The 19,648-nt window shown below is 45.8% G+C and carries 17 protein-coding genes; 7 read left to right on the forward strand and 10 right to left on the reverse strand.

The features are described 5' to 3' along the window. Positions 1 to 160 precede the first annotated feature (160 nt). The 3 genes from QT987_RS04145 (at position 161) to QT987_RS04150 (ending at position 1,147) form a co-directional block, all read left to right on the forward strand. Positions 161 to 631, forward strand: coding sequence for an AAA-like domain-containing protein (locus QT987_RS04145; RefSeq protein WP_333237516.1), 471 nt, complete (start codon positions 161 to 163; stop codon positions 629 to 631). Positions 632 to 793: 162 nt separating this feature from the next. Further along, complete coding sequence (locus tag QT987_RS29845) at positions 794 to 895, forward strand: AAA-like domain-containing protein (RefSeq protein WP_445299588.1); 102 nt, start codon at positions 794 to 796, stop codon at positions 893 to 895. A gap of 12 nt (positions 896 to 907) precedes the next feature. Further along, positions 908 to 1,147 carry a hypothetical protein gene (locus QT987_RS04150; RefSeq protein WP_333237519.1) on the forward strand — a complete coding sequence of 80 codons (240 nt, stop codon included), beginning with the start codon at positions 908 to 910 and terminating at the stop codon, positions 1,145 to 1,147. A 450-nt stretch (positions 1,148 to 1,597) separates the two neighbouring features. Here QT987_RS04150 and QT987_RS04155 read toward each other — a convergent pair whose 3' ends face one another. Both QT987_RS04155 and QT987_RS04160 read right to left on the reverse strand, forming a co-directional pair. After that, positions 1,598 to 1,945, reverse strand: a complete 348-nt coding sequence (locus QT987_RS04155; protein ID WP_190659224.1) for a rhodanese-like domain-containing protein — start codon at positions 1,943 to 1,945, stop codon at positions 1,598 to 1,600. Between the two features lie 138 nt (positions 1,946 to 2,083). Further along, positions 2,084 to 2,710 (reverse strand): hypothetical protein, encoded by a 627-nt coding sequence (locus QT987_RS04160; protein ID WP_333237524.1) that lies wholly within the window; start codon positions 2,708 to 2,710, stop codon positions 2,084 to 2,086. Between the two features lie 196 nt (positions 2,711 to 2,906). Here QT987_RS04160 and rpsD point away from each other — a divergent pair, with 196 nt between their 5' ends. Next, a complete protein-coding gene (gene rpsD, locus QT987_RS04165; RefSeq protein ID WP_172190738.1) occupies positions 2,907 to 3,515 on the forward strand; it encodes a 30S ribosomal protein S4 in 609 nt (202 codons plus the stop codon). 409 nt (positions 3,516 to 3,924) lie between these two features. Here rpsD and QT987_RS04170 read toward each other — a convergent pair whose 3' ends face one another. The 4 genes from QT987_RS04170 to QT987_RS04185 form a co-directional block, all read right to left on the reverse strand. After that, the gene (locus tag QT987_RS04170; RefSeq protein WP_333237527.1) at positions 3,925 to 5,127 is read right to left on the reverse strand and encodes a catalase; all 1,203 of its coding nucleotides are present in this window, start codon (positions 5,125 to 5,127) and stop codon (positions 3,925 to 3,927) included. 346 nt (positions 5,128 to 5,473) lie between these two features. Further along, positions 5,474 to 7,120 carry a peroxidase family protein gene (locus QT987_RS04175; RefSeq protein ID WP_333237530.1) on the reverse strand — a complete coding sequence of 549 codons (1,647 nt, stop codon included), beginning with the start codon at positions 7,118 to 7,120 and terminating at the stop codon, positions 5,474 to 5,476. An 84-nt stretch (positions 7,121 to 7,204) separates the two neighbouring features. Continuing rightward, positions 7,205 to 8,392 carry a DUF2235 domain-containing protein gene (locus QT987_RS04180; RefSeq protein ID WP_333237533.1) on the reverse strand — a complete coding sequence of 396 codons (1,188 nt, stop codon included), beginning with the start codon at positions 8,390 to 8,392 and terminating at the stop codon, positions 7,205 to 7,207. Positions 8,393 to 8,878: 486 nt separating this feature from the next. Further along, the gene (locus QT987_RS04185) at positions 8,879 to 10,321 is read right to left on the reverse strand and encodes an MFS transporter (protein ID WP_333237536.1); all 1,443 of its coding nucleotides are present in this window, start codon (positions 10,319 to 10,321) and stop codon (positions 8,879 to 8,881) included. Between the two features lie 718 nt (positions 10,322 to 11,039). Between QT987_RS04185 and cbiD the strand changes: the two genes are divergently transcribed. The 3 genes from cbiD (at position 11,040) to QT987_RS04200 (ending at position 14,838) form a co-directional block, all read left to right on the forward strand. Beyond that, positions 11,040 to 12,161 carry a cobalt-precorrin-5B (C(1))-methyltransferase CbiD gene (gene cbiD, locus QT987_RS04190; RefSeq protein ID WP_333237651.1) on the forward strand — a complete coding sequence of 374 codons (1,122 nt, stop codon included), beginning with the start codon at positions 11,040 to 11,042 and terminating at the stop codon, positions 12,159 to 12,161. Positions 12,162 to 12,508: 347 nt separating this feature from the next. Continuing rightward, on the forward strand, positions 12,509 to 14,110 hold the full coding sequence (gene guaA, locus QT987_RS04195; protein ID WP_445299589.1) for a glutamine-hydrolyzing GMP synthase: 1,602 nt from the start codon (positions 12,509 to 12,511) through the stop codon (positions 14,108 to 14,110). 512 nt (positions 14,111 to 14,622) lie between these two features. After that, on the forward strand, positions 14,623 to 14,838 hold the full coding sequence (locus QT987_RS04200) for a hypothetical protein (RefSeq protein WP_006631949.1): 216 nt from the start codon (positions 14,623 to 14,625) through the stop codon (positions 14,836 to 14,838). 462 nt (positions 14,839 to 15,300) lie between these two features. Here QT987_RS04200 and QT987_RS04205 read toward each other — a convergent pair whose 3' ends face one another. From QT987_RS04205 to QT987_RS04220, 4 genes are all read right to left on the reverse strand, one after another. Next, positions 15,301 to 15,876: a TIGR04376 family protein gene (locus tag QT987_RS04205; RefSeq protein ID WP_333054634.1), complete on the reverse strand. Its 576-nt coding sequence runs from the start codon at positions 15,874 to 15,876 to the stop codon at positions 15,301 to 15,303. A gap of 368 nt (positions 15,877 to 16,244) precedes the next feature. Further along, the gene (locus QT987_RS04210) at positions 16,245 to 17,483 is read right to left on the reverse strand and encodes a hypothetical protein (RefSeq protein ID WP_333237542.1); all 1,239 of its coding nucleotides are present in this window, start codon (positions 17,481 to 17,483) and stop codon (positions 16,245 to 16,247) included. Positions 17,484 to 17,933: 450 nt separating this feature from the next. Then, entirely contained in the window at positions 17,934 to 18,491 is a 558-nt protein-coding gene (locus QT987_RS04215; RefSeq protein WP_333237544.1) for a hypothetical protein, read from the reverse strand. Beyond that, positions 18,478 to 19,596 carry an AAA family ATPase gene (locus QT987_RS04220; RefSeq protein ID WP_333237547.1) on the reverse strand — a complete coding sequence of 373 codons (1,119 nt, stop codon included), beginning with the start codon at positions 19,594 to 19,596 and terminating at the stop codon, positions 18,478 to 18,480. The genes QT987_RS04215 and QT987_RS04220 overlap by 14 nt, the downstream gene beginning before the upstream one ends. Positions 19,597 to 19,648: the final 52 nt, after the last annotated feature.

Raw genomic sequence — 19,648 nt, forward strand, 5'->3', positions numbered from 1 at the left:
AAAGTGACACTACTATAGCAAAGTCAGTTCCGGGAAGTCCCTAAAAACTTAGATTTTTTAGGATTGTCGATCGATCTTGGACACCGCTCGTCTACCTCCTAACCTGACAAAGGTTGATGCACAGTAAGATACAGTCAGGGTATCGCCTTGCGGAACGACTATGGCAGGACTCCAAAAATTACCAAACTTGATCCAAACAGTTGCAGACCTAGAATTTCCCGGCGGCCCCATACCGCTTGACTCTCGATTTTATATCGATCGCTCAGGGGCCGAAGCCTTGGTCTGTGCAGAAATTAGCAAACCCGGAGGCCTTGTTCGTATTAAAGCTCCCAAAAAAATGGGCAAAAGTTCGCTGATGCTGCGGATAATTGACGCGGCAGTCGATCGTGGATACCGCACAGTAACTTTAGACTTTCAGCAAGCCGACGCAGCGGTTTTTGGTAGTTTTGATAAATTTTTGCGCTGGCTTTGTGTCAATGTCGCTCGGCAACTCAAACTCGAACCAAATATTGATGAATTCTGGGATGAAGATATGGGCAGCAAGGTAAGCTGCACTATTTACTTTGAAAACTATTTGCTCGAACAAATTGACAGTCCCCTTGTCCCATTGGGGAGCATCTCATATTTGTAAAAACACTTCTTCTGGCTTCTTCCTTCTTCCTCTTTCCTCCTGCCTACTGCCTCCTGCCTACTGCCTCAAAACTCCAATTTATAGCTAGCCTGCAAAAGTGAGATGCTCCCTCCCATTGTCTTGGTGCTCAACGAAATAAATCCAGTATTTTAACGCACCAATATTGCTCAATTTTTTTTGTCGGTGATCCGTTTTTGGTACGAACCAGGTCGCGCTAGCAAAACTTGGCAAAAATTCCGCATCGTTGTTATTCATTCAACATAAATTTATATTGCTTTGAGTCTCAATCACTCTCCAGTTGCTGTGATTTTACCTCAAACTGATGCGACGGCAATTCTGCTTGTTGCTGAACAAATTAGACCAAAAGTGAAAGCTTTGAATATTGTTTTTAACCCGCAGATTCTTGACGGTCTACCTAATTCTGTGGTAACGATTAGTTTGGGAATTGCCAGCGTTGTTCCGAGCGAGGAAAATGATTCGATAACGCTGCTACTGGCGGCTGAAGAAGCTCTTTAGGACTCGAAAAGGCAGGGGCGCGATCGGCTCACTATGAGTACGCTTTTAAATTTTGGATTGGCTACTGTTAATTAGCTAATTCCGGGGAAATATAATTCGTTTCTACACATAACCTGTTGTGCATTTAATTTGTATGTTGAGGGCGGGATTTCCTGCCCAACCCCTACTCCCCACAAAGGGAAAGATTTATTTTACTATTCAATTTACAGCATATTCGGTGGTTGATGAAGTACAGTAGCCGCTAAATTTATATTGTGTGATTTTAATATGTAGGGTGCGGATCTGCGACCTTTTAAATGGAACTTGCAGATTGTTGGTGGCGACGCACCTTACTTACTACAAGATTGTGTGTACCGCACATACATGGAATATGCTGTAAATGCGGATTAGCTTACAAAGTCCGCCCGCGCGGACTCTGAAGAAAAGGATAGTTAAGAACTGGATTTGATGTTAATAACGGGGGACGGTTCTATCAACTACCATTGAATAAGCATCGATACCGCCAACGATATTTTTAACGTTAGTAAATCCTCGATCGGTCAACCACTGGCACATTTGAGCCGATCGCACTCCGTGATGACACAGAACTAAGGTTTCTGTATCGCGATCGAGTCTAGCGTCAATTTCACCAGACCATTCGGCAAACTCGCTCAGCGGAAAAGCTACAAATCCCGGCAGCGCCGCGAGTTCAATTTCGTAAGGTTCTCGCACGTCTACAAGCTGCAATTTATCAGCATTGGTTTCTGCTAATTGGCGCGCTAATTCTTCGACTGTAATTTGAGCAAAAATTTCTGACATTTGATTAGAAGAAAGAAGTCAGTTGGCAGTTGGCAGTTGGCAGTTGGCAGTTGGCGGTTGGTAGTTGGCGATTGGCAGTAGCTAATAGCTGTGGAATAACAAATAACAACTAACAACTAACAACTGACAACTGACAAATTAATTGACGGGCGCAGGCGGTGGAATTAGCTCCACAGGAGGGGTAGGTGCAGGGCGTCCGTCCAAGCTCACGCTGTCTCTGGGGTCAAGACAAGTGGTGATTAACCGGTCAGTGGGAAAGTCGAGCCTGCCGCTCAAACCGACTACGCATTCAGAAAACTGTTGTGGCAATAAACTGCGGCGGCATCCATCCAGCACTACCAGGGGATCAGCAGGTTGAGTTCGACTTTTGCTGTTAATATTCACTACGCAACTAGCCAATTCCTTGGGACGCCTCACCCGCCGACAGCTAGAGAGCGCTTCGACACCCGGAATATTGGTTTTGCGGTTGATTTCGAGGGCGCATTTAGATATGTCGCGGGGGCGGAGGGCGTCAGCACAAGCGGCGGCTGCGGCCTCTGCTCCCACTCCGGCGTCGATTAGTTCTAGGGCGCAGACGCGATAGGGATTCCTAGAGCGAGGGATTCTAATAGTGATGGCTGATGCTGGCGAGATTGGCAGTGCTGTTGCCAACAAACCGAGTGCTGCTAGCTGCGTGCCGAGAGCTAATATCCAGCGCGCGGTTGGGTTTGAGCCTGTCGGTGCTGGTTTTGGGGAAGAAGTGCGGGAAAAATTGCGGTTGTGCATGGCAGATCGAGTAGTGAGTTCTTTTGGCTGATTGGGGCGATCGATCGATCGGCTTTTCCTTCAGAATTTACCGCACATTATGGATCGCCCTCCGGTCGATCGTTTTTTTATCGATCTTTATTTGAATTTTGACCGTTACCAACATATAATATAGAGTCTGCATAAAATTGCATACAGATATTAGAGAGGAAAATAAATGTCTCGATATCGAGGCCCCCGATTGAGAATCGTCCGTCGCCTGAAAGAGTTGCCGGGTCTAACCCGCAAAACCCCCAGACGAGATTATCCGCCCGGACAGCACGGTCAAAACCGCAAAAAGCTCTCTGAGTATGCGGTTCGCTTGCAAGAAAAGCAAAAACTCCGTTTCAATTACGGTGTGACGGAACGCCAACTGCTCCGTTACGTCCGCAAAGCCCGCCGTGTCACGGGCTCCACAGGTCAAGTGTTACTGCAATTTTTGGAAATGCGCTTGGACAATACTGTGTTTCGGATGGGAATGGCTCCAACCATTCCGTCCGCTAGACAATTGGTAAATCACGGTCACATAACTGTCAATGACCGTGAAGTCAATATCGCCAGCTATCAGTGCAAGCCTGGTGATGTGGTTGCTGTGAAAAATAGAGAGCGCTCGCGCACAATGGTAGAAGCTAATCTCAAAGACCCAGGCTTGGCTCACTTGCCGAATCACTTGGAATTTGATAAGCAAAAACTGGTTGGCAAAGTTAATGGCGTTATCGAACGCGAGTGGATTGCTCTACAAATTAACGAACTGCTAGTGGTGGAATACTACTCACGGCAAGCTTAATTTATTAGTCATCAGTCGTTGGTCATTAGTCATCAGTTGGTTGCTAGCAGAATAATTAATAATTGGGTAGGAACCCAGTTATTGATTAATTGCTACTGAATAATGAGGACTAAGGACTGAGGACTAAGAATTCATAATTTTCAACACTCCCACCCCCTAAAAAGGGATGGGATTTTTTGAAGGTTTCGCTTGTTAACTTGTTTGAGTTGCCATTTGCTTAGGATCGCGAATTAAATAACTTACAATTTTAATTGTTATTGTGGGATGGGCGTCCCGCCCGTCCTTTTTGGACGGGCGGGACGCCCATCCCACTTTCAAGAGTGGAAGTTATTTAATTGTCATTCCTTAGACGACACCTGGCGGATGGCATTAAATGATGTGCCAGCCTCAAATTATTCCATTTATTCCCTTAAAATGTTTCTTCTCCGGTTGGTTCTTGGTGGACAAGACCTCGCTTTTGAAGGCGATAATTCGCTACAACCGGGTAAACAACACCGCGTATCCGATTGATCGCACCTACTGGACGATGAACTGCTAAGCCGTTCCAGGGAGAATATCTCAGGTTTTCGTTGAAATCAGATTGTTTTTCATAATCAATAATCTGATGCTTGACGGTGAGACGACCTACTCTCAAGAAGGGTGATTCTTTTTCCTTCCAGACATTGATGCCATCGTCGATCGGCATTTTTAGGCTGGTTTGGAACTGAATGCCAAAATCCCACCAGTATTGGGCATCAGGTTTCGCCAAAGCTTGAATTAGATCGTCCCGGTAATAATTGTCTGGTTTATTGGGATCTAAACCCAAGGCTTTAGCGCGATCGACAAAAGGAATTTTAGGAATTCCCGGTCGAGATTGTTCTGGAATTATCTCGTGCGGTGGTTTGCATGAAACCGGAGTAAACCCATACTTAATTACAGCAGGATATTCGACAGGAACTACACCCGGTTTAGAGGGATCGAAATCGGGATAGAGACCCAAAGCAGAGGGTGAACCGCTCCAATATTTTGCTGTTAGCAAACTCTTCGGAGTCCGGCTACCCGTAAGCGTTGACACAGCTAAAAAGTGTCTGGGATGTCGAATTAGCCACTTCTTCAATGTCTCTGGTGATTCAACCAGAGCAGAAAAAAAGCCGTAGTAATCTTTGATCGTTTGGCTCACAAATATCTCTGAATTGTGAACAATGATGTCCTGGGTTTTTGACTCGTGGCTTTGCGTGAGTCGTTCCCCTTCCACCCCGATGACTTTCACTGAAATTGAGCGCGAATCTTTTTGGTAATCAGGGTATACTTTGGTAGCTCCGTTAGCAAATCGCAACCAAACAGGATATTCTTTGGGTTTTGCTAGCAAACCTTGCTTAAGGGAAATAGCATTGAGTTGTGAAGAACTTAACGAAGCGCGTTTGCCCAATTCCCGTTTAATCGCTTCCTCATCAAAGTCAAAAATTTCCAGAGTTCCTTTAACGCAAGCATGAGTTTTGGCGTGAGTATCTCGCAGCGCCCGCTCTTTATCCCCGTAAAGATTATCCATCCGAAGCTTGGCCTGCTCAACCAAAAGATCGTAATATTTGCGTTCGTCCTGTTCGGGATATTCGGTAAATAACTTTTTGTTCATAACATAACCTTCTGTTAATCGCTAAAAAAGGTTCTACACAAACCGTTGGCTCTGTTAAATAGTATAACTGCTGGTGCAATTGCTCCCGAATTGCCGTAGGCGATCGCTTGCGAAAATATCGCCTTTTTCTTCCAATACGGTTCAGTTAAGCCTGATCCCCCCTAGCCCCCCTTAATAAGGGGGGGACAAGAACTTACTCTTGCGTCCCCCTTATTAAGGGGGATTTAGGGGGATCTCCGGGGAATAAACAGTTTTAACTAAACCGTATTGCTTTTTCTTCCTCATTTTTGAGGGCGCAGGTGTCTTTGCGCCCCCACTACTTTGAGTCTTAGTTGTCAGCTACAACTTAAAGATCGAAGGAGACTTTGTACTTAGGATCGCTTGGAGGAACATTACGATTCACTAAATCAGAGACTGTTTTGGTATTTTGGATAATTTCCCAACCAACCTCAGAAAAAGTTTCCTTATTGAAGACTTTAGGCGATAACAAAGGATTAGTTAAAGCTTGGGAGAAAGCATCAATGCCAATTATCCGTGCTACTAAAGGCGGAATTGCTGAATTTTTGCGAACATCTTCAGCGTACAATCCCACAAATAATTCAATCTTATCAACATGACCGTACAACTCTTTTAATTTCTGTTGAGCGTATTCGTCACCCGTAATTTGATTGAAATCAGTCACCCTGGGATAACCACACATTTCGCGGTAATCGTTATAACTGGCTAACTGCGCCTGCCGTCCGAGTTTAACAGATGCTAGTTCGGTAGCATCAATAAATGTATAGGGTGTTCCTGCGATCTTAAAATCAGGTGTGTTAAACAAACCAATTCTAGTGCCTGGTTGGGAACAACTTTCTTCCATCAATGCACCCAACCCTTTATCGATTAACATCTGATTATTCCAGAGGGAATCGTACATGGATTGTTCTTTACCGTCATAGATAAAGGTTTCCGGAATCGCACTATGCCAGCGATAGACAAAACTAAACTCAATCGCCATCCAATTTTCTCGATACCAACTTTCGTTGGTAAAGGCTTCAGGATCGGCAAAGAACCTAAAATTATAGGGCGTAATGTGGAAAATGTACTCTTCCATAATGATATTGAGAACAATCACCATGAGAATATTTCTCGCGGTTTGGAAGAGCCTCTCATCGTCCCATTCCGGATAGCTTTTGGACAAAACATCACAAATTCGATTATGCTCCCTGATACATAAAGTGTTGAGCATGACATAGCCAACTTGGACGTTTGCCCGTTCAACTCCCATTGCAAATAGCTTGCTTTTCTTTTCGGGGGGTTGTCTTTTCTCATCATTAAGGGGTGCATGAAGACCTTCAAATTGAGGATCGATAATACCCTGCTCAGGATCGGCATAATAAAAGAGTGGATACTCTTCTTCTACGCCATCTTTGCGCTTGAGTTTTTGGGTTTTAAATTTACCGTCTTTGAAAGCTCTGAGCATATTTGTTTGTTTGCGGGTCAACCCGTAAACATTACACATATCAATCTGATGGTTGGAGGTATTTTTGAAGCGGTTTTCCTGATCGATCCGGAGAAAACTATCTGTAAACCACTGCACCCAATAGGGAAAGAGCAGAGTCGATTTTTCCGAATAAATGGTTTTTCCGTCTCTTTTTTGGAATAATGTCTTTACTTTGTCGAGTGGTGGTAAATTCCCTTCTTTGTTGAATTCTGGGTCTGGAGGTAAATGTCGCCCAGTATAAGTCTTGTCTGTAAGTGAATCCCAAGAGATGTAGGTATCAGTTTTCTTGGGATTATCTGTCCCTGGAATTTTGGGATCTAAGCCCATTAAGCTATAGGGAAGCGGGCGAGTCGGAAGTTTGTAAATGATGCTATTGAGAAAAAATTTGTTTAGTTTACGTTTCAGAGGCTCGTAACTTTGAACTAAGTCCCAAATTGGTTTGAAATGAGTCAACGTATATGCCAAAGCTTTGTTGCTGAATCCATCTCTAGATGTATCTCTTGTCATGATTGCTTTTCCTTTCGATTGTTGTAGATTAGGTAGATTACAAAGTCTTCTTATGTTCGCTTCTGAGAGATTGATAAAGTTCGATCATTTTTCTATATTTTCAATTACTTTGGAGAGAATTTTTTGCAGATTCTTAGGCCGATAGTCTTGGCGTTTTTTCAATCGCTCGATCGCGCTTTCATGAATATCCTCAAGGGTCTCCCCCACCTCGCGCCACTTGATTCCTGCCAATTTGAAGAACCCAGGATTGTTTTGAAATGGAGCCTTATAATCAGGCTGGATATCCTTAATGGCATCTGGGTGGAATTCAAGCTTCAATTCAAAGTCACTGATTTGATCCAACATCCACTTCAAGACAGCATCTGATAACCCGCGGTATTCTGGCGTACCACCGCCGATGCAGCCATGCTCGCCTGGAAACCAAACTTGACGAAGCTTCTGGTTCGGGGCATCAGGATTTTTCTTCATCAGGGTAACATCAAAGATTTCGCGAATTTCGTCGATCGCAACGGCGTGCAACGCATTCTCAATATCCTTATTTAAAGTGGTGTCGTGGAATTTGTACCTTGTTTTGATCTGTCCCTCAAACTTCTTCAAGGCGGGTACAAGAGGAATACCAAGGGCTCCAACGGTGTCGAAACAACCAAGCAAGGTAATCGGGACGCGATCGCCCTTATCTTTGCCGAATTTTTCGCGGAAACTCTTTGCTTCCGAATGCTTTGGTGAAATCTCTCGCTTACGGTAAAGCTCGTAAGCTTGTGATGCCATGGTAACGTTACGGCGGGATAGGAGACCGGAGCAATAGATCATCCCCGCTAGACTCCTGACTGTGTAAGCACCGCGACTGAACCCGAATAGATAGATTTCGTCACCCTGATCGTAGTTGAAAGAAAGAAAACGATAGGCATCTTGTATATTTTTATCGATTCCCAGCCCAGTGACTCCGCCCACAATCTTGTTACTGTCTACTCCAATTCCCTCGTCATAAAACACAATCTGCGGAACCCCGTCACTGGCTGTCCGTTTGACGGCCTGGGCAAGCCTAACCACATTAGTTGGGCAATGAGTATCTAGTTTGTTCCAAGTTCCATCACAGCAAACTATCAGACGTTTCCCTGGTTTCGTCATTTTTATATTCTCTCTTTGAATTTGAAATTGGAGAGCGAGCTGTCTTTGGTAATCGGTTACAAGAGAATTGCCAATTCCGGTGTTTCTATCGCCTGACAGCGATCGCTGATTATTGATTGCTGGAAATCGATATTTTGGTGGCAATCTTTAGCTTTTTCGATTCTCAGGATAGTAGTCTCAAAACACCATCAAGTCTAGTTGGCTGTATTAAAATGTTAATTTTATTTATATTTCTTAACTAAAAATTATAGTGTGAAATAGTAGGTTGGGTTCTGGGAAAGTCCTCGATTTACCTAAAACGTAAAAAATTCAGAGCGTGAAATAGTAGGATGGGTTCTGGGAAAATCCTCAATTCTCCTAACAGAAGTAGCGATCCGACGCCCTAGCTAACACACCTTTAAACACATTTACGCTCTGCCTTGTCAGCTTGTCAAACAGCTATATCTGATCGATTTGTCCGTTGGCTGCAAGATAATAGTGAGGTATTGGCTACAGAGGTATCAGGTTGGATGCTCTGTTGAGGTTAAAATTTGTTTCAATCACTCTCAGGTTTTCTGCGATGTGGTTGAAGTTTTTAACAATCTGTGGGTTTTTCTGGTTTCTCGATCGGCAAATTTGTGCGAAAACTTCCTAGCCCCGGTTAAATTTGAAACTTCCAAAAGTGGGGACGATCGACCGCAGCGACTGGCTACGAGGTTCTCGCACCAAAACCAAAGGCACAAGAGCAATCAGCCGCACAGTAGCCGAGAGGGCAAACACTGCTCCCAAACTCATGCCCGGAAGTTCGGCAAGAAAGCCGCCGGCGGTAGTTCCCAAAGCCCCAGCTAATCCCGAAACCGCTGCGCCGATCGCAAAATAAGTCGAAGGTTGCTCGATCGACGCTATCTCCATTTGAATATTGTTAGTACACAGCGCGATCGCCCCTAAAGTCGTTCCCCCCAGCAAGTGCAGCAGCGGCAGCCATACCCATAGGGCAAACGGGTAATTCCCCGTACCCAACCACAGCAAAGGCGTTATCGCCACCACCAGCCCAACCGCAATTAGCAGGGGGCGATTTCCCCAGCGATCGGCCAACTTACCCCAAAACATCAGCAGCACTAGATTTGCGCCGGAACTTAAGCTGGTGTAAATCGTTACCAAACTCACATCCAAGCTTAAATTTTTCAGCAGGTAGATATTAAAAAAAGGCGCGCTGAGATTAACAGCAAATGTCCACACACTGAAGTAAAGAATAAATATTAAAAAATTAGAATCTTTCAGCACAGAAGGCACAAAATCTGTTACTTGCTTTGCTTTTTTCTCTGTAAGTCGATCGCTCTGTGCATTTTTTTTGTATACCTGCGGATTCACATCAACCATCAAGGATTGACACCCCAAACTAATCATTCCCGCCAAAACACCCACCAATAAAACAATACCGTAGCCCAAAATTGGGCCGCCGTCCCAAGTTGACACTCCCAATCCCATCAACGGCACTGCCAGCAAAGTGATGAGGCTGACAGCACTGTTGCGAAAGCCAAAATAGCGTCCCCGCAAGCGCTGAGGAACCACAGCAGCCATCCAACTGAACCAGCTAGAATTGGCCAAAGCTGCCAGCATACTAGCTGCTACGACTGTTACCAGTGTCCATTGCAGCAGTTGGTCGAGGTCTGCGTGCTGGGAACCCCAAACAATTGCCACCGCCAGCACCAGCCACAGCAGCCGCGAAATGCTGAATACAAATAGGTTGTAGCAGCGGCGGCTGGTTGTCCGATCTGCGATGTAGGCTCCTAATGGTTGCAGGAGATTTACCACCATCGGAATAGCAAAGAATATACCTATTTCCACGCTACTCGCGCCGAGTTGCAGCAAGAAGTTGCTCAGCAGCACGCCGGTGGTCGCCGACTCGAAGATAGTGGCAAAAACGCCGTCTAGAGTTGAGGCTTTCAGGGTCGATCGAACGTCTTTTTTGGAAAATTTGAGAGCTATTTTTGGAGAGAGAACGAGCTGAAATATTTTCGGGTCTACTATTTCTACTATTTCTGCAGTCTGAAGAGATAGAGGTTCATTTAACTCTGCAACTGGTTCAACCATAGTCAATCGATTTTAGATTTTAGGTTTTAGATTGTAGATTGGATAATTGAAGTAACAGGGTTAGATAAAACCAGCCCCACCTTCAAGAGGCTAACTCGAAAGTAGGACTGGCACGTCCGGGTAATTCAGATCAATATAAATGACTTGCGATCGCTAGGACATCAACCGGTTGGGAGATATAAATTTGCTAATTGTGAAAAAGTAGGTTTTAGGGCTTAACCAGGAAGCGAGCGCAGCATTTGGCATACCAAAAATTTCTCGAATTCCGCCTCAAACAAGTGTCCCCAAGGGCAAAAGCAAATTTCGCGCGAGCTCATCGACTCGGCTCTGACACCTTTACGGCTAGGTAAATTTATAGAAGGAAAGACGATCGACTTGCCGAGTATCGCTGCTAACGATTTGTACCTAATTGCTGGAATCCGTTTGTTCAGTGCCAGCGCTCGCGATCGAGATTCCGAGTTTTTTGTGAAAATCGCCCCCAGGTGCCGGTAAAGCTTCGGAGTGGGTTATTGGCGATCCTCTACGGGGGCTCCGCTAACGCACCTCCACAAAAGTGTGGCTGCGATCGGCAACTGGTAGGACAAAATTATTACTTGACAAAAATCACCCTAACTGACGATAATAGCAAACCCTAAAATTAAGCTTAAATGTTTAAGGGGTATCAGTGCTAAGGCGTGATGTCGATCGCCAGCAAATTTACGTATTTCTGCATTTGATCGTGACTAAAACTCAACCTTTATCGGGGTATACACTGCCAGTATTTGCCTGTGCGGCCGCACTTGCAGCTTTGCGGTGCTTACGCGCAGGTATTCAGTCTCTAGATAGCGTATCAGTCAATTTACTGGAACCGCCAATAACGGCAGAAATTCCGATCGAACAGGCGTCTGTACTCAAAACTGATACCGCTTTAGGAGTGACTCGCTCCGATCCGGGGGACAATCTCGATCTGACTCGCAATACCCCCGTTTGGGCAATGGTGGAATTGGGGAATTGCGAAGAGGGAGAGCAGATTGTGATTCTCGGCGGTGAAGGTATAGGGCGTCACACAGTCGGTGGAGGGGCGGCGATCTATGATTACGCAATGCGGCTGCTGCGATCGAATCTGACCCTAAAACTCGCACGGGGCGAAAAAATTACTGTCACCCTGATTCTGCCGTCTGGGCGGCAACTAGCCACCCGCACTTCTAACGAAGCTTTCGGCGTGGTAGAAGGACTTTCGCTGCTGGGTACAACTGGCATTTCTCAACCGCTGAGTGCCCCTGGACAGTTGGAAGTTTACCGCGAACAACTGCAACAAAAAGCCGAATTGTTTGACTGTTTGGTTTTCTGCATCGGCGAAAACGGCTTGGATTTAGCGCGACAACTGGGGATTAATCCTGATAGGCTCGTCAAAACCGCTAACTGGCTCGGCCCGCTGCTGGTAGAAGCCGGATATCAGGGCGTGCAGTCAATTTTGCTGTTTGGCTATCACGGGAAACTGATGAAATTGGCGGCGGGGATTTTTCACACTCACCACCACCTCGCTGACGGGCGCAGGGAAATTCTCACAGCTTACTGTGCTAAAGCTGGAATGCCCGCCGATGCGTGTTCCGCAATTTTTGCCGCAGCGACAGCCGAAGAGGCTCTTGGGCAACTGCGGGCTTTAGACGCCGAGTTTGGGAGCAATTGGGTCGATCGAATTTATGGCGACATCGCCCGACAAATAGACTTGCGCTCATCGGATTGCATTTTTACTCACACTAACTTGCACATCCCCGTGGGCTCGGTAATGTTCGGGCGCGATCGCAAAATTATTGTTAAAAGTGATATAGGAGATACATTTTTGACCCAAATTTGTTAATCTAGTGTGAATATCCCTGAATTCTGTTTAAAACATCGCTCAGGGATAATATTTAACAAGTAATAATTCTTTGTCCCTAGACCTTAATTATACTAGGTTGCTTCGGGAAGCTATTTCTGAAGCAATAATTCAATTAATTAGGGTAAGGCTCGAAGTAAATCTATGCTTGCCCTGTGCCCGATTAATCGACTAACATCGCTGACTGCAATCTAGTATGAATAAGATTTATTCCTAGCGACTAATGGTTCCTCGCCTTCCTTAGAATTGTACTGAGACCGCGACAGATACCTCCGCTACTTTCGACCCAATTAGCAATTAGCAATTACGCAATAACCGTGACTACTCAAATAGAAACTGAATCCGTTCTCACAAACTCTTTTGTGGAGCAGATAGAGCGCCAGATAATCGTGATTCTCGACTTCGGTTCGCAATATTCCGAACTGATTGCTCGTCGAATTCGCGAAACTCAAGTATATTCAGAAGTTATTTCTTACCGCACTACGGCAGAACAGTTAAAAGCTATCAATCCTAAAGGAATTATTCTGTCAGGAGGCCCGAGTTCTGTATACGATGAAAGAGCTCCCCACTGCGACCCAGAAATTTGGAATTTGGGAATACCGGTGTTGGGAGTGTGTTACGGGATGCAGTTGATGGTAAAGCAGCTCGGAGGCACGGTTGAGCGGGCTAAGTTAGCCGAATACGGCAAGGCGTCGCTATTTATTGACGATCCTACGGATTTGCTGACAAATGTCGAAGAAGGCAGCACGATGTGGATGAGCCACGGAGACTCCTGTTCCGAGTTGCCGTCGGGTTTTGAGATCCTCGCTCACACAGACAATACTCCGTGTGCTGCTGTGGCTCACCACGAGAAAAATTTGTACGGGGTTCAGTTTCACCCCGAAGTAGTTCACTCGATCGGGGGAATAGCTTTAATTCGCAATTTTGTTTACCACATTTGCGAGTGCGAACCGACTTGGACGACTGCTACTTTTGTTGAGGAATCGATTCGCGAAATTCGCGCACAAGTGGGAGACAAACGAGTTTTGCTGGCTCTATCCGGCGGTGTAGATTCTTCTACTTTGGCTTTCTTGCTGCACAAGGCGATCGGCGACCAACTTACCTGTATGTTTATCGACCAAGGGTTTATGCGGAAGTATGAACCAGAACGGTTGGTAAAATTATTTAAAGAGCAATTCCACATTGACGTTGAGTATGTTAATGCTCGCGAACGCTTTTTAGCTCAACTTGAAGGGATTACCGATCCTGAAGTAAAACGTAAGCGGATCGGTCACGAATTTATCAACGTATTTGAAGAAGAATCGAAGCGTCTGGGCCCCTTTGACTACCTCGCCCAAGGTACTCTTTATCCTGATGTGATTGAGTCGGCTGACACTAATGCAGACCCGAAAAGTGGTGAGCGAGTTGCTGTTAAAATTAAAAGCCACCACAACGTCGGCGGTTTGCCGAAAGATTTGCGATTTAAGCTGATTGAACCGCTGCGAAAACTGTTTAAGGATGAGGTGCGAAAAGTCGGCCGGTCGATCGGGCTTCCTGAAGAAATCGTAAACCGACAACCTTTCCCCGGCCCGGGATTGGCGATTCGGATTATCGGAGAAGTTACCGCAGAGAGACTAAATATTTTGCGGGATGCTGACTTCATTGTTCGCCAAGAAATTAATCGGCACGGATTGTACGGTGAACTTTGGCAAGCTTTTGCAGTTTTGCTGCCGATTCGCAGTGTAGGCGTGATGGGCGATCAGCGCACTTATGCTTATCCCATAGTCTTGCGATTTATTAAGAGTGAAGACGGGATGACGGCTGACTGGGCGCGGGTTCCTTACGATTTGTTGGAACTGATCTCGAATCGGATTGTGAATGAGGTTAAGGGGGTGAACCGGGTGGTTTACGATATTACTTCTAAGCCGCCGGGAACGATCGAGTGGGAGTGATTTCTAGTTAGCGATTAAGTAGGCGGACTAATTTTTTTGTCTGTCTACTTATTTGGATTTTGGATAAAAAGTCAACAGTCGTTACTTGTTGACAAGTGATTGAAGAAGAGGTAGTTCTTCCTATGAAGGTCTGAAACATTTGCACAGCAAGAGGTTCAGACTCGTGAAAAACGAAAATTATCACTGTGACACTTGAAGGGCCGAAGGTTGGTTCTAACTGACATCTTGCACCATTCTCGATAAGCATTTTAGGAACAGGCTTTTCGGCCTGTTCCACAAGAAAATTCACTCTTTGTGGAACAGGCCGAAAAGCCTGTTCTTGAGAAGGGTGCAAGATGTGGGTTCTAATTGTTCCACCGCTGCATTGGTTTCAATGTTGTGACTTCGATCACTGGTAACACGGACTTGGTTCACCGAATATTTTCAGTATTATCACGGAAAAAAACTAGCACCATCACTTGCTCTTAGAAGAAACCACGAGATGATTAAGGTGTCGAGTTCAAAACAATTTCATGTCTCCAGTTAATCTTCTCCCCGGCGCTATCAACGAATTAATTGCCACTGTCACCGATACTCACCGCGTTACCAAAGCTGACCGCTACGGCATGATGGCCGCCATCCTCGATGAGTCTATCAGTGAAGAAGAACGTGGCTCACTCGATCGTCTGATTCGCTCCCTGGTCAAAGGTAGGATTCAAGTCAGTGATGAACTCTCCATCGTCTCCTAAGCAGAAAGCTCGTTGAGAACTCGACACTCTACAAGAGCTTTCGATTGGGAAAGTTTAGGCAAGTCACTGATACAACTCTCTAGGGATAGCTTTTTGTATAATGCACTTTTGAGATAGACGATTAGCATTCACAACGTCATAAACATTATGACGGATAGCTGTATTCAGCAACGCCGAAAAAATATATAGAACATCCACACCATTCGGCTAACTAAGAAAGAAAGAACACGGGGGCTGAAGTCCGCCGTGTCGCTTCCCTCTGGGGACTAAAGTCTCGCTCGTTTCCCACATCCCGTATTATTTTTAGGATTTATTAATTTGCCCTCTAATTTTAGGATGGTAATTATATCAAGTCTGAGCGATCGATCGCCATACCGCAGCCTATGGGGGTTGACGAATATTTGCATTAGGAATCCGAGTTCCGGGTGAATCCGTCCCTAAAGGATTGGAATGCTTTCCTAACTATCGGCCTATATTGCGCTTCATGCGATCGAGTTCTTCGTCTGCTTCCCAGCGTTGAAACTTTTCTTCTAAAGGATCTGCCGCATTAAAACTGTTATAATTTGAACTCTGATTCCAACCCTTTGTATCCCAATTTGGCTCTGTTTTAGTGGTAGGGCGAGTTGCGGCTTCTGCCGCTTTGGCTCGGACTTCTTTTCGCCGTACTTGAATTTGGCGGTACAGTTCTTTTGCTTTTTCAATCCGTTCTTTGCAGCCTTGCATTTGACCCCAGCGCTGATTTCCCTGACGCAGCAAAGCGGCTTGTCGCTCTTGGGCGGCTTGAGCTAAATCGAGCCTTTGAGCAGCTTTAGCTTTGTTGATCCGATCGTTCCAGCGCTGAATTTCTTGGGCGGCCGAGAGGATTTCGGCTTGCAGTTTTTTCTCTTGTTTTTGGATATCGAGAATCAGCCGCAGAGTGTCTTCTTCTTGTTCCTTCAGTTGTTCTTCTATTGCCTGCAATTCCAGATGGGGATTGCTACGCAAAAATTCTTCTAATCTGGTTTCTAGAAAGCGGCTGAAATCATCAAATAAGCCCATTTTTTATAATTCCTCAGTCAATCGATTTTAGATTTTAGATTTTAGATTTTAGATTTTAGATTTTAGCATTGACCCCACGGATAAATTCGGGGGGCAAGTTTCTCGGATACAGGTTTTTTATTTCTGGACGGATGAATCCGGGGGCTTGTATCCTGGATGCTTTCGGTCATTAGTCATTGGTCATTAGTCATTGGTCATTAGTTATTAGTCATTGGTTCTTAGTCACTGGCGATCGATCATCGGTCATTAGTTGTCGGTTATTATAACTGTTTTCACTGCTCGTGATATACAGCCCGATCGCTGCCCATTACCGATTACCGATGATCTAACTCATAACTAATGACTAATGACTCATAACTGATGACTGATTAGAACTTTTGTCCTACAAAAACCGATCGCACATCTCCTCCCTTGCGAATCACTGCTTCTTGATTTTTGATTTCTGCCAGCGTCCAACCGCTAGCGCCGATGCTTTCGCCGACATAAATTCTGCGGGCTACGCCGTCTACTTCAAACAAAGCAGCCGATCGATCGCCCAACTCCAAAATCCCAACCAACGTGTGCGCGGAAGTCGGGGCGCTGCTGACGGCCGGTGCCGATTGCTCGGGCGCGGGCGCGGATTGCTGGGCTGGGGGCGCTGGTGCCGGTTCGGTTTCGCGAGCCAAAATCTTTGGCTGGGGAGACTCCGAGGGGGAAGGGGAAGCGGCGAGGGGATCTCGATTGCCTGCAGCGGCGATCGCACGACCCGAGGCTGGAGCAGCCGGTGAGGGGGAAACTGCGCCGGTTTGAGGAGCCGCCGGAGCCGCCGGAGCCGCCGGAGCCGCAGCCACCTGAGCAGGCGGAGCCACAGTCACCTGAGCGGGGGGAGGGATGACTACGATTTGGGGTGCTGGTGCTCCCGGCTGTGCGCCGGCTTGTTCTAGGGCATCAGCGATGCGGTTGACTGCTGAAGACAGACCTGCGGTTGCGGGCGGCGCGCCGGAAATTTGAATGCTCGGCAGCGTCCCTGGGGTGGGGGCTGCGGGAACTCCTGCAAGTTGCGGGTTAGCTTGGGGTGCTTTTTTTTGTTCGATCGCTTCTAGGGAGCGCTGCACGTATTCCACAAACTGGGTATCTGGTGCTGTTTTGCCACTTGCTGCGGGTGTCTCTGGTGCGGGGGCGGCGGGCAAGCGCACGAGTCCCGACCTGCTTGCGAGCCATAACCCCATGACTAGCAGCAGCGACCCAAATGCTGCTCCCAGCAGCATTCTGTCGAATGATTGTTTGGACTGCTGTTTTTTGGTTGTTTCTAGGGCGACTTGGCGGGCGATCGCTTCTACGTCTTTTTCGCCCTGCTGCGACTGGGGGGGTGCCAACTGCGACAAAACTATTTGAGGTACCGAGATCGACTTGAGCGCCACGAATTCTGGCTGCACTGGTTCCGATGGCAGTCCGCTGCTGCCGTCGAATGCTCGATCGACTCCTTCAAACAGTTCGTCCATCAACCGATCGGCGTAGGACTCTACTGCCACTGCTTCGGCTGGCACTGTTTCCACCGTCGCCCTCACGGCGATCGGCTCTGACGCTGATTCCAAAGACATCTGTTCGGCGATTACTTTTTGAGGCATAGTTTTCTGTTTGCTCCCGCTCCTCGACAACCCTGAGATTCTCAACTATCAGACTTCTACAGGATACTTGTGATGTTGACCAATTCTTGGCTCAGAACAGGTCAATTGTATCTCACCCATCACCATATTTTTAGTCCTCGGCCAACTTACTTTGCCCGATCGACTTTTGTTTTACCTGTTTTGGGACTTTTCGCCCCTGTTTTCTGCTGCCAGTCTTATTTGCTTACCCTGACTTTTACTGCATATTCTACTGCTTTTGTCAACCCCACCCTCCGGGTCTTCACAGTTTTTGACATACAGCTTTACTTTATGCTCTCGAAAAAAAGCGGGTTTTTTGTCGCTGTTTCCGATCTCATTGCTGCTTTGACAAGGATTTCAGACTTTTACTCGTCTTAAGTTTGTTAGTCAGCTTGCTTGACAGTAGTAACAGGTTGCAGATTTTCTCATAAGTCATGGCTGCAACAGTGGTAACAACCGCTGTAATTCCCCACAAGCTGCCTGAAGCGATCGCGGCGCATCTTCTGGTAAGCTCTGAGAATAACATCGATCGGCTAAATCCTCAACAGCGGTTTTGCAAACAGCCTCATTATTCTCAAATTTTGCATAAGCAGCCTCCTCATTCACAGCTTCTCCCTGCAAATAGTGTATCCAAGTCTCAATATTGCGCTTGGGAACAAAAATCGCGATCGCCTCATTCGGTTCCCTAATTTCCTGCTTATGTTCATCAAGCACACTAGCTAACCAATTAAGTCTTGCTGCCAGCGTACCCGTATCTGCATCAATTAACACAACTAATCCAATCGCCACCCGGTTTTTATTCTGGCGATAAGCTTTCACTTCCTCCGGATACTGACTGCGTACATACTGTTCTCCAGATTGGCTACCTTTCGGACAAATATTAGCTCTAAATTGACCTGTAAAACCTCGCTTTTTTAGGAAATAACGAGCAAAAACTTCCTGCTGTCTGTCCTCGCAGAGAATGACAATCTGAACTCTACGCTGACTCATTCAACCATCCCCGTGCAATCAGTTCAGAAACTGGCAATCCCGAATTGTCCGCTACTTCCTTGCTAATTCGTTTGAGTCGAACAGCAGCATTGCTTTGACGCTCAAACCAATAGCCAATCGGTGAAGCTAAAAGATAGTTAATTAACTCAGGATGGTGAGAAATTAGTAATGTTTGAAGTTTTCCCTCGCTACAAAGGTCATAAAGCTCAATCAGCCAGGGTTGAATTTCTGGCAAGGCTAAAAAGTTTTCCGGTTCATCAATCCACAAGGTATAATCTTCAGATTTAGTACCGTAAATCAGCGCGTATAAAGCAACTAATGTTTTTTGTCCGTCCGACAATTCTCTGAGACGATATTCAATTGGCTTGCTGTTATCTGTTTGTCCTGAAAACCGCAGTTTTAACACCACATTATCTTCGCTTACTCGCTCAAACTTAAAATTGTTGAATCCATCCAACACATCTCTTAAAATATTTCCAATCTCAGCAACTTTACCTTGGTCTTCAGATAAGTAGCGATACCAAGAAACAAAATTTTCCATCTTAGGAGTCAAACGCCTTTGTTCTTGGCTACTTTCATCAACCATCAAGCTGGGTACAACTTGCACGATGATAAATCGCGCCATCCGTTCTCTAAACCAAGTTAACTTCGTGTTGTCGTTTCTTGGCATTAATGAAGGCAGAATAGATTGCGACCAGTCAAACTGGTATTTCGGGCCCGGTGAATAATCATCTCGATAGAGTTGAACTTCGCCGAATTCAAATTGTAGTAAAGGCTGGTTATCAAAGAGCAGACTCTCGTACCTAACACGACATTTATCTCCATACTCATCGATTTGTAATTGATATGTGTAGCAGCCGTCATTACCGAGAATTTCTAGCTCGAAACGCTGAATTTGTAAGGTTTGCCAGCGGGTGAAGTCCGCAGGTCTGAAAATTCCTTCTACCTTACTCTCACCGCTGACTAATGCTTGGATTTTCTGCAAGACTTCAAAAACTGTTGATTTACCCGATCCGTTAGAACCCAGAAATAGATTAATGGCATCAAAATCTAGTTCAAAATTTACCAAACAGCGAAAATTGTCAATATATATTCGTTTCAGCATGGGATTTTTTCACTCATAATTCCTCTAGCTCCTGTCATTGTTAACAGGAGCT

It is taken from the genome of Microcoleus sp. SVA1B4 (assembly GCF_036700545.1).
Classification (GTDB): Bacteria; Cyanobacteriota; Cyanobacteriia; order Cyanobacteriales; family Microcoleaceae; genus Microcoleus.

What these genes read in the sequence shown, in the direction of transcription:
- rpsD (WP_172190738.1), top strand. Translation starts at nt 2,907, where the DNA reads ATGTCTCGATATCGAGGCCCCCGATTGAGAATCGTCCGTCGCCTGAAA.
- QT987_RS04210 (WP_333237542.1), bottom strand. Translation starts at nt 17,483, where the DNA reads ATGCCTCAAAAAGTAATCGCCGAACAGATGTCTTTGGAATCAGCGTCA.
- QT987_RS04200 (WP_006631949.1), top strand. Translation starts at nt 14,623, where the DNA reads ATGTCTCCAGTTAATCTTCTCCCCGGCGCTATCAACGAATTAATTGCC.
- QT987_RS04175 (WP_333237530.1), bottom strand. Translation starts at nt 7,120, where the DNA reads ATGACAAGAGATACATCTAGAGATGGATTCAGCAACAAAGCTTTGGCA.
- QT987_RS04220 (WP_333237547.1), bottom strand. Translation starts at nt 19,596, where the DNA reads ATGCTGAAACGAATATATATTGACAATTTTCGCTGTTTGGTAAATTTT.
- QT987_RS04145 (WP_333237516.1), top strand. Translation starts at nt 161, where the DNA reads ATGGCAGGACTCCAAAAATTACCAAACTTGATCCAAACAGTTGCAGAC.
- QT987_RS04215 (WP_333237544.1), bottom strand. Translation starts at nt 18,491, where the DNA reads ATGAGTCAGCGTAGAGTTCAGATTGTCATTCTCTGCGAGGACAGACAG.
- QT987_RS04170 (WP_333237527.1), bottom strand. Translation starts at nt 5,127, where the DNA reads ATGAACAAAAAGTTATTTACCGAATATCCCGAACAGGACGAACGCAAA.
- QT987_RS04155 (WP_190659224.1), bottom strand. Translation starts at nt 1,945, where the DNA reads ATGTCAGAAATTTTTGCTCAAATTACAGTCGAAGAATTAGCGCGCCAA.
- QT987_RS04160 (WP_333237524.1), bottom strand. Translation starts at nt 2,710, where the DNA reads ATGCACAACCGCAATTTTTCCCGCACTTCTTCCCCAAAACCAGCACCG.
- QT987_RS04205 (WP_333054634.1), bottom strand. Translation starts at nt 15,876, where the DNA reads ATGGGCTTATTTGATGATTTCAGCCGCTTTCTAGAAACCAGATTAGAA.
- QT987_RS04185 (WP_333237536.1), bottom strand. Translation starts at nt 10,321, where the DNA reads ATGGTTGAACCAGTTGCAGAGTTAAATGAACCTCTATCTCTTCAGACT.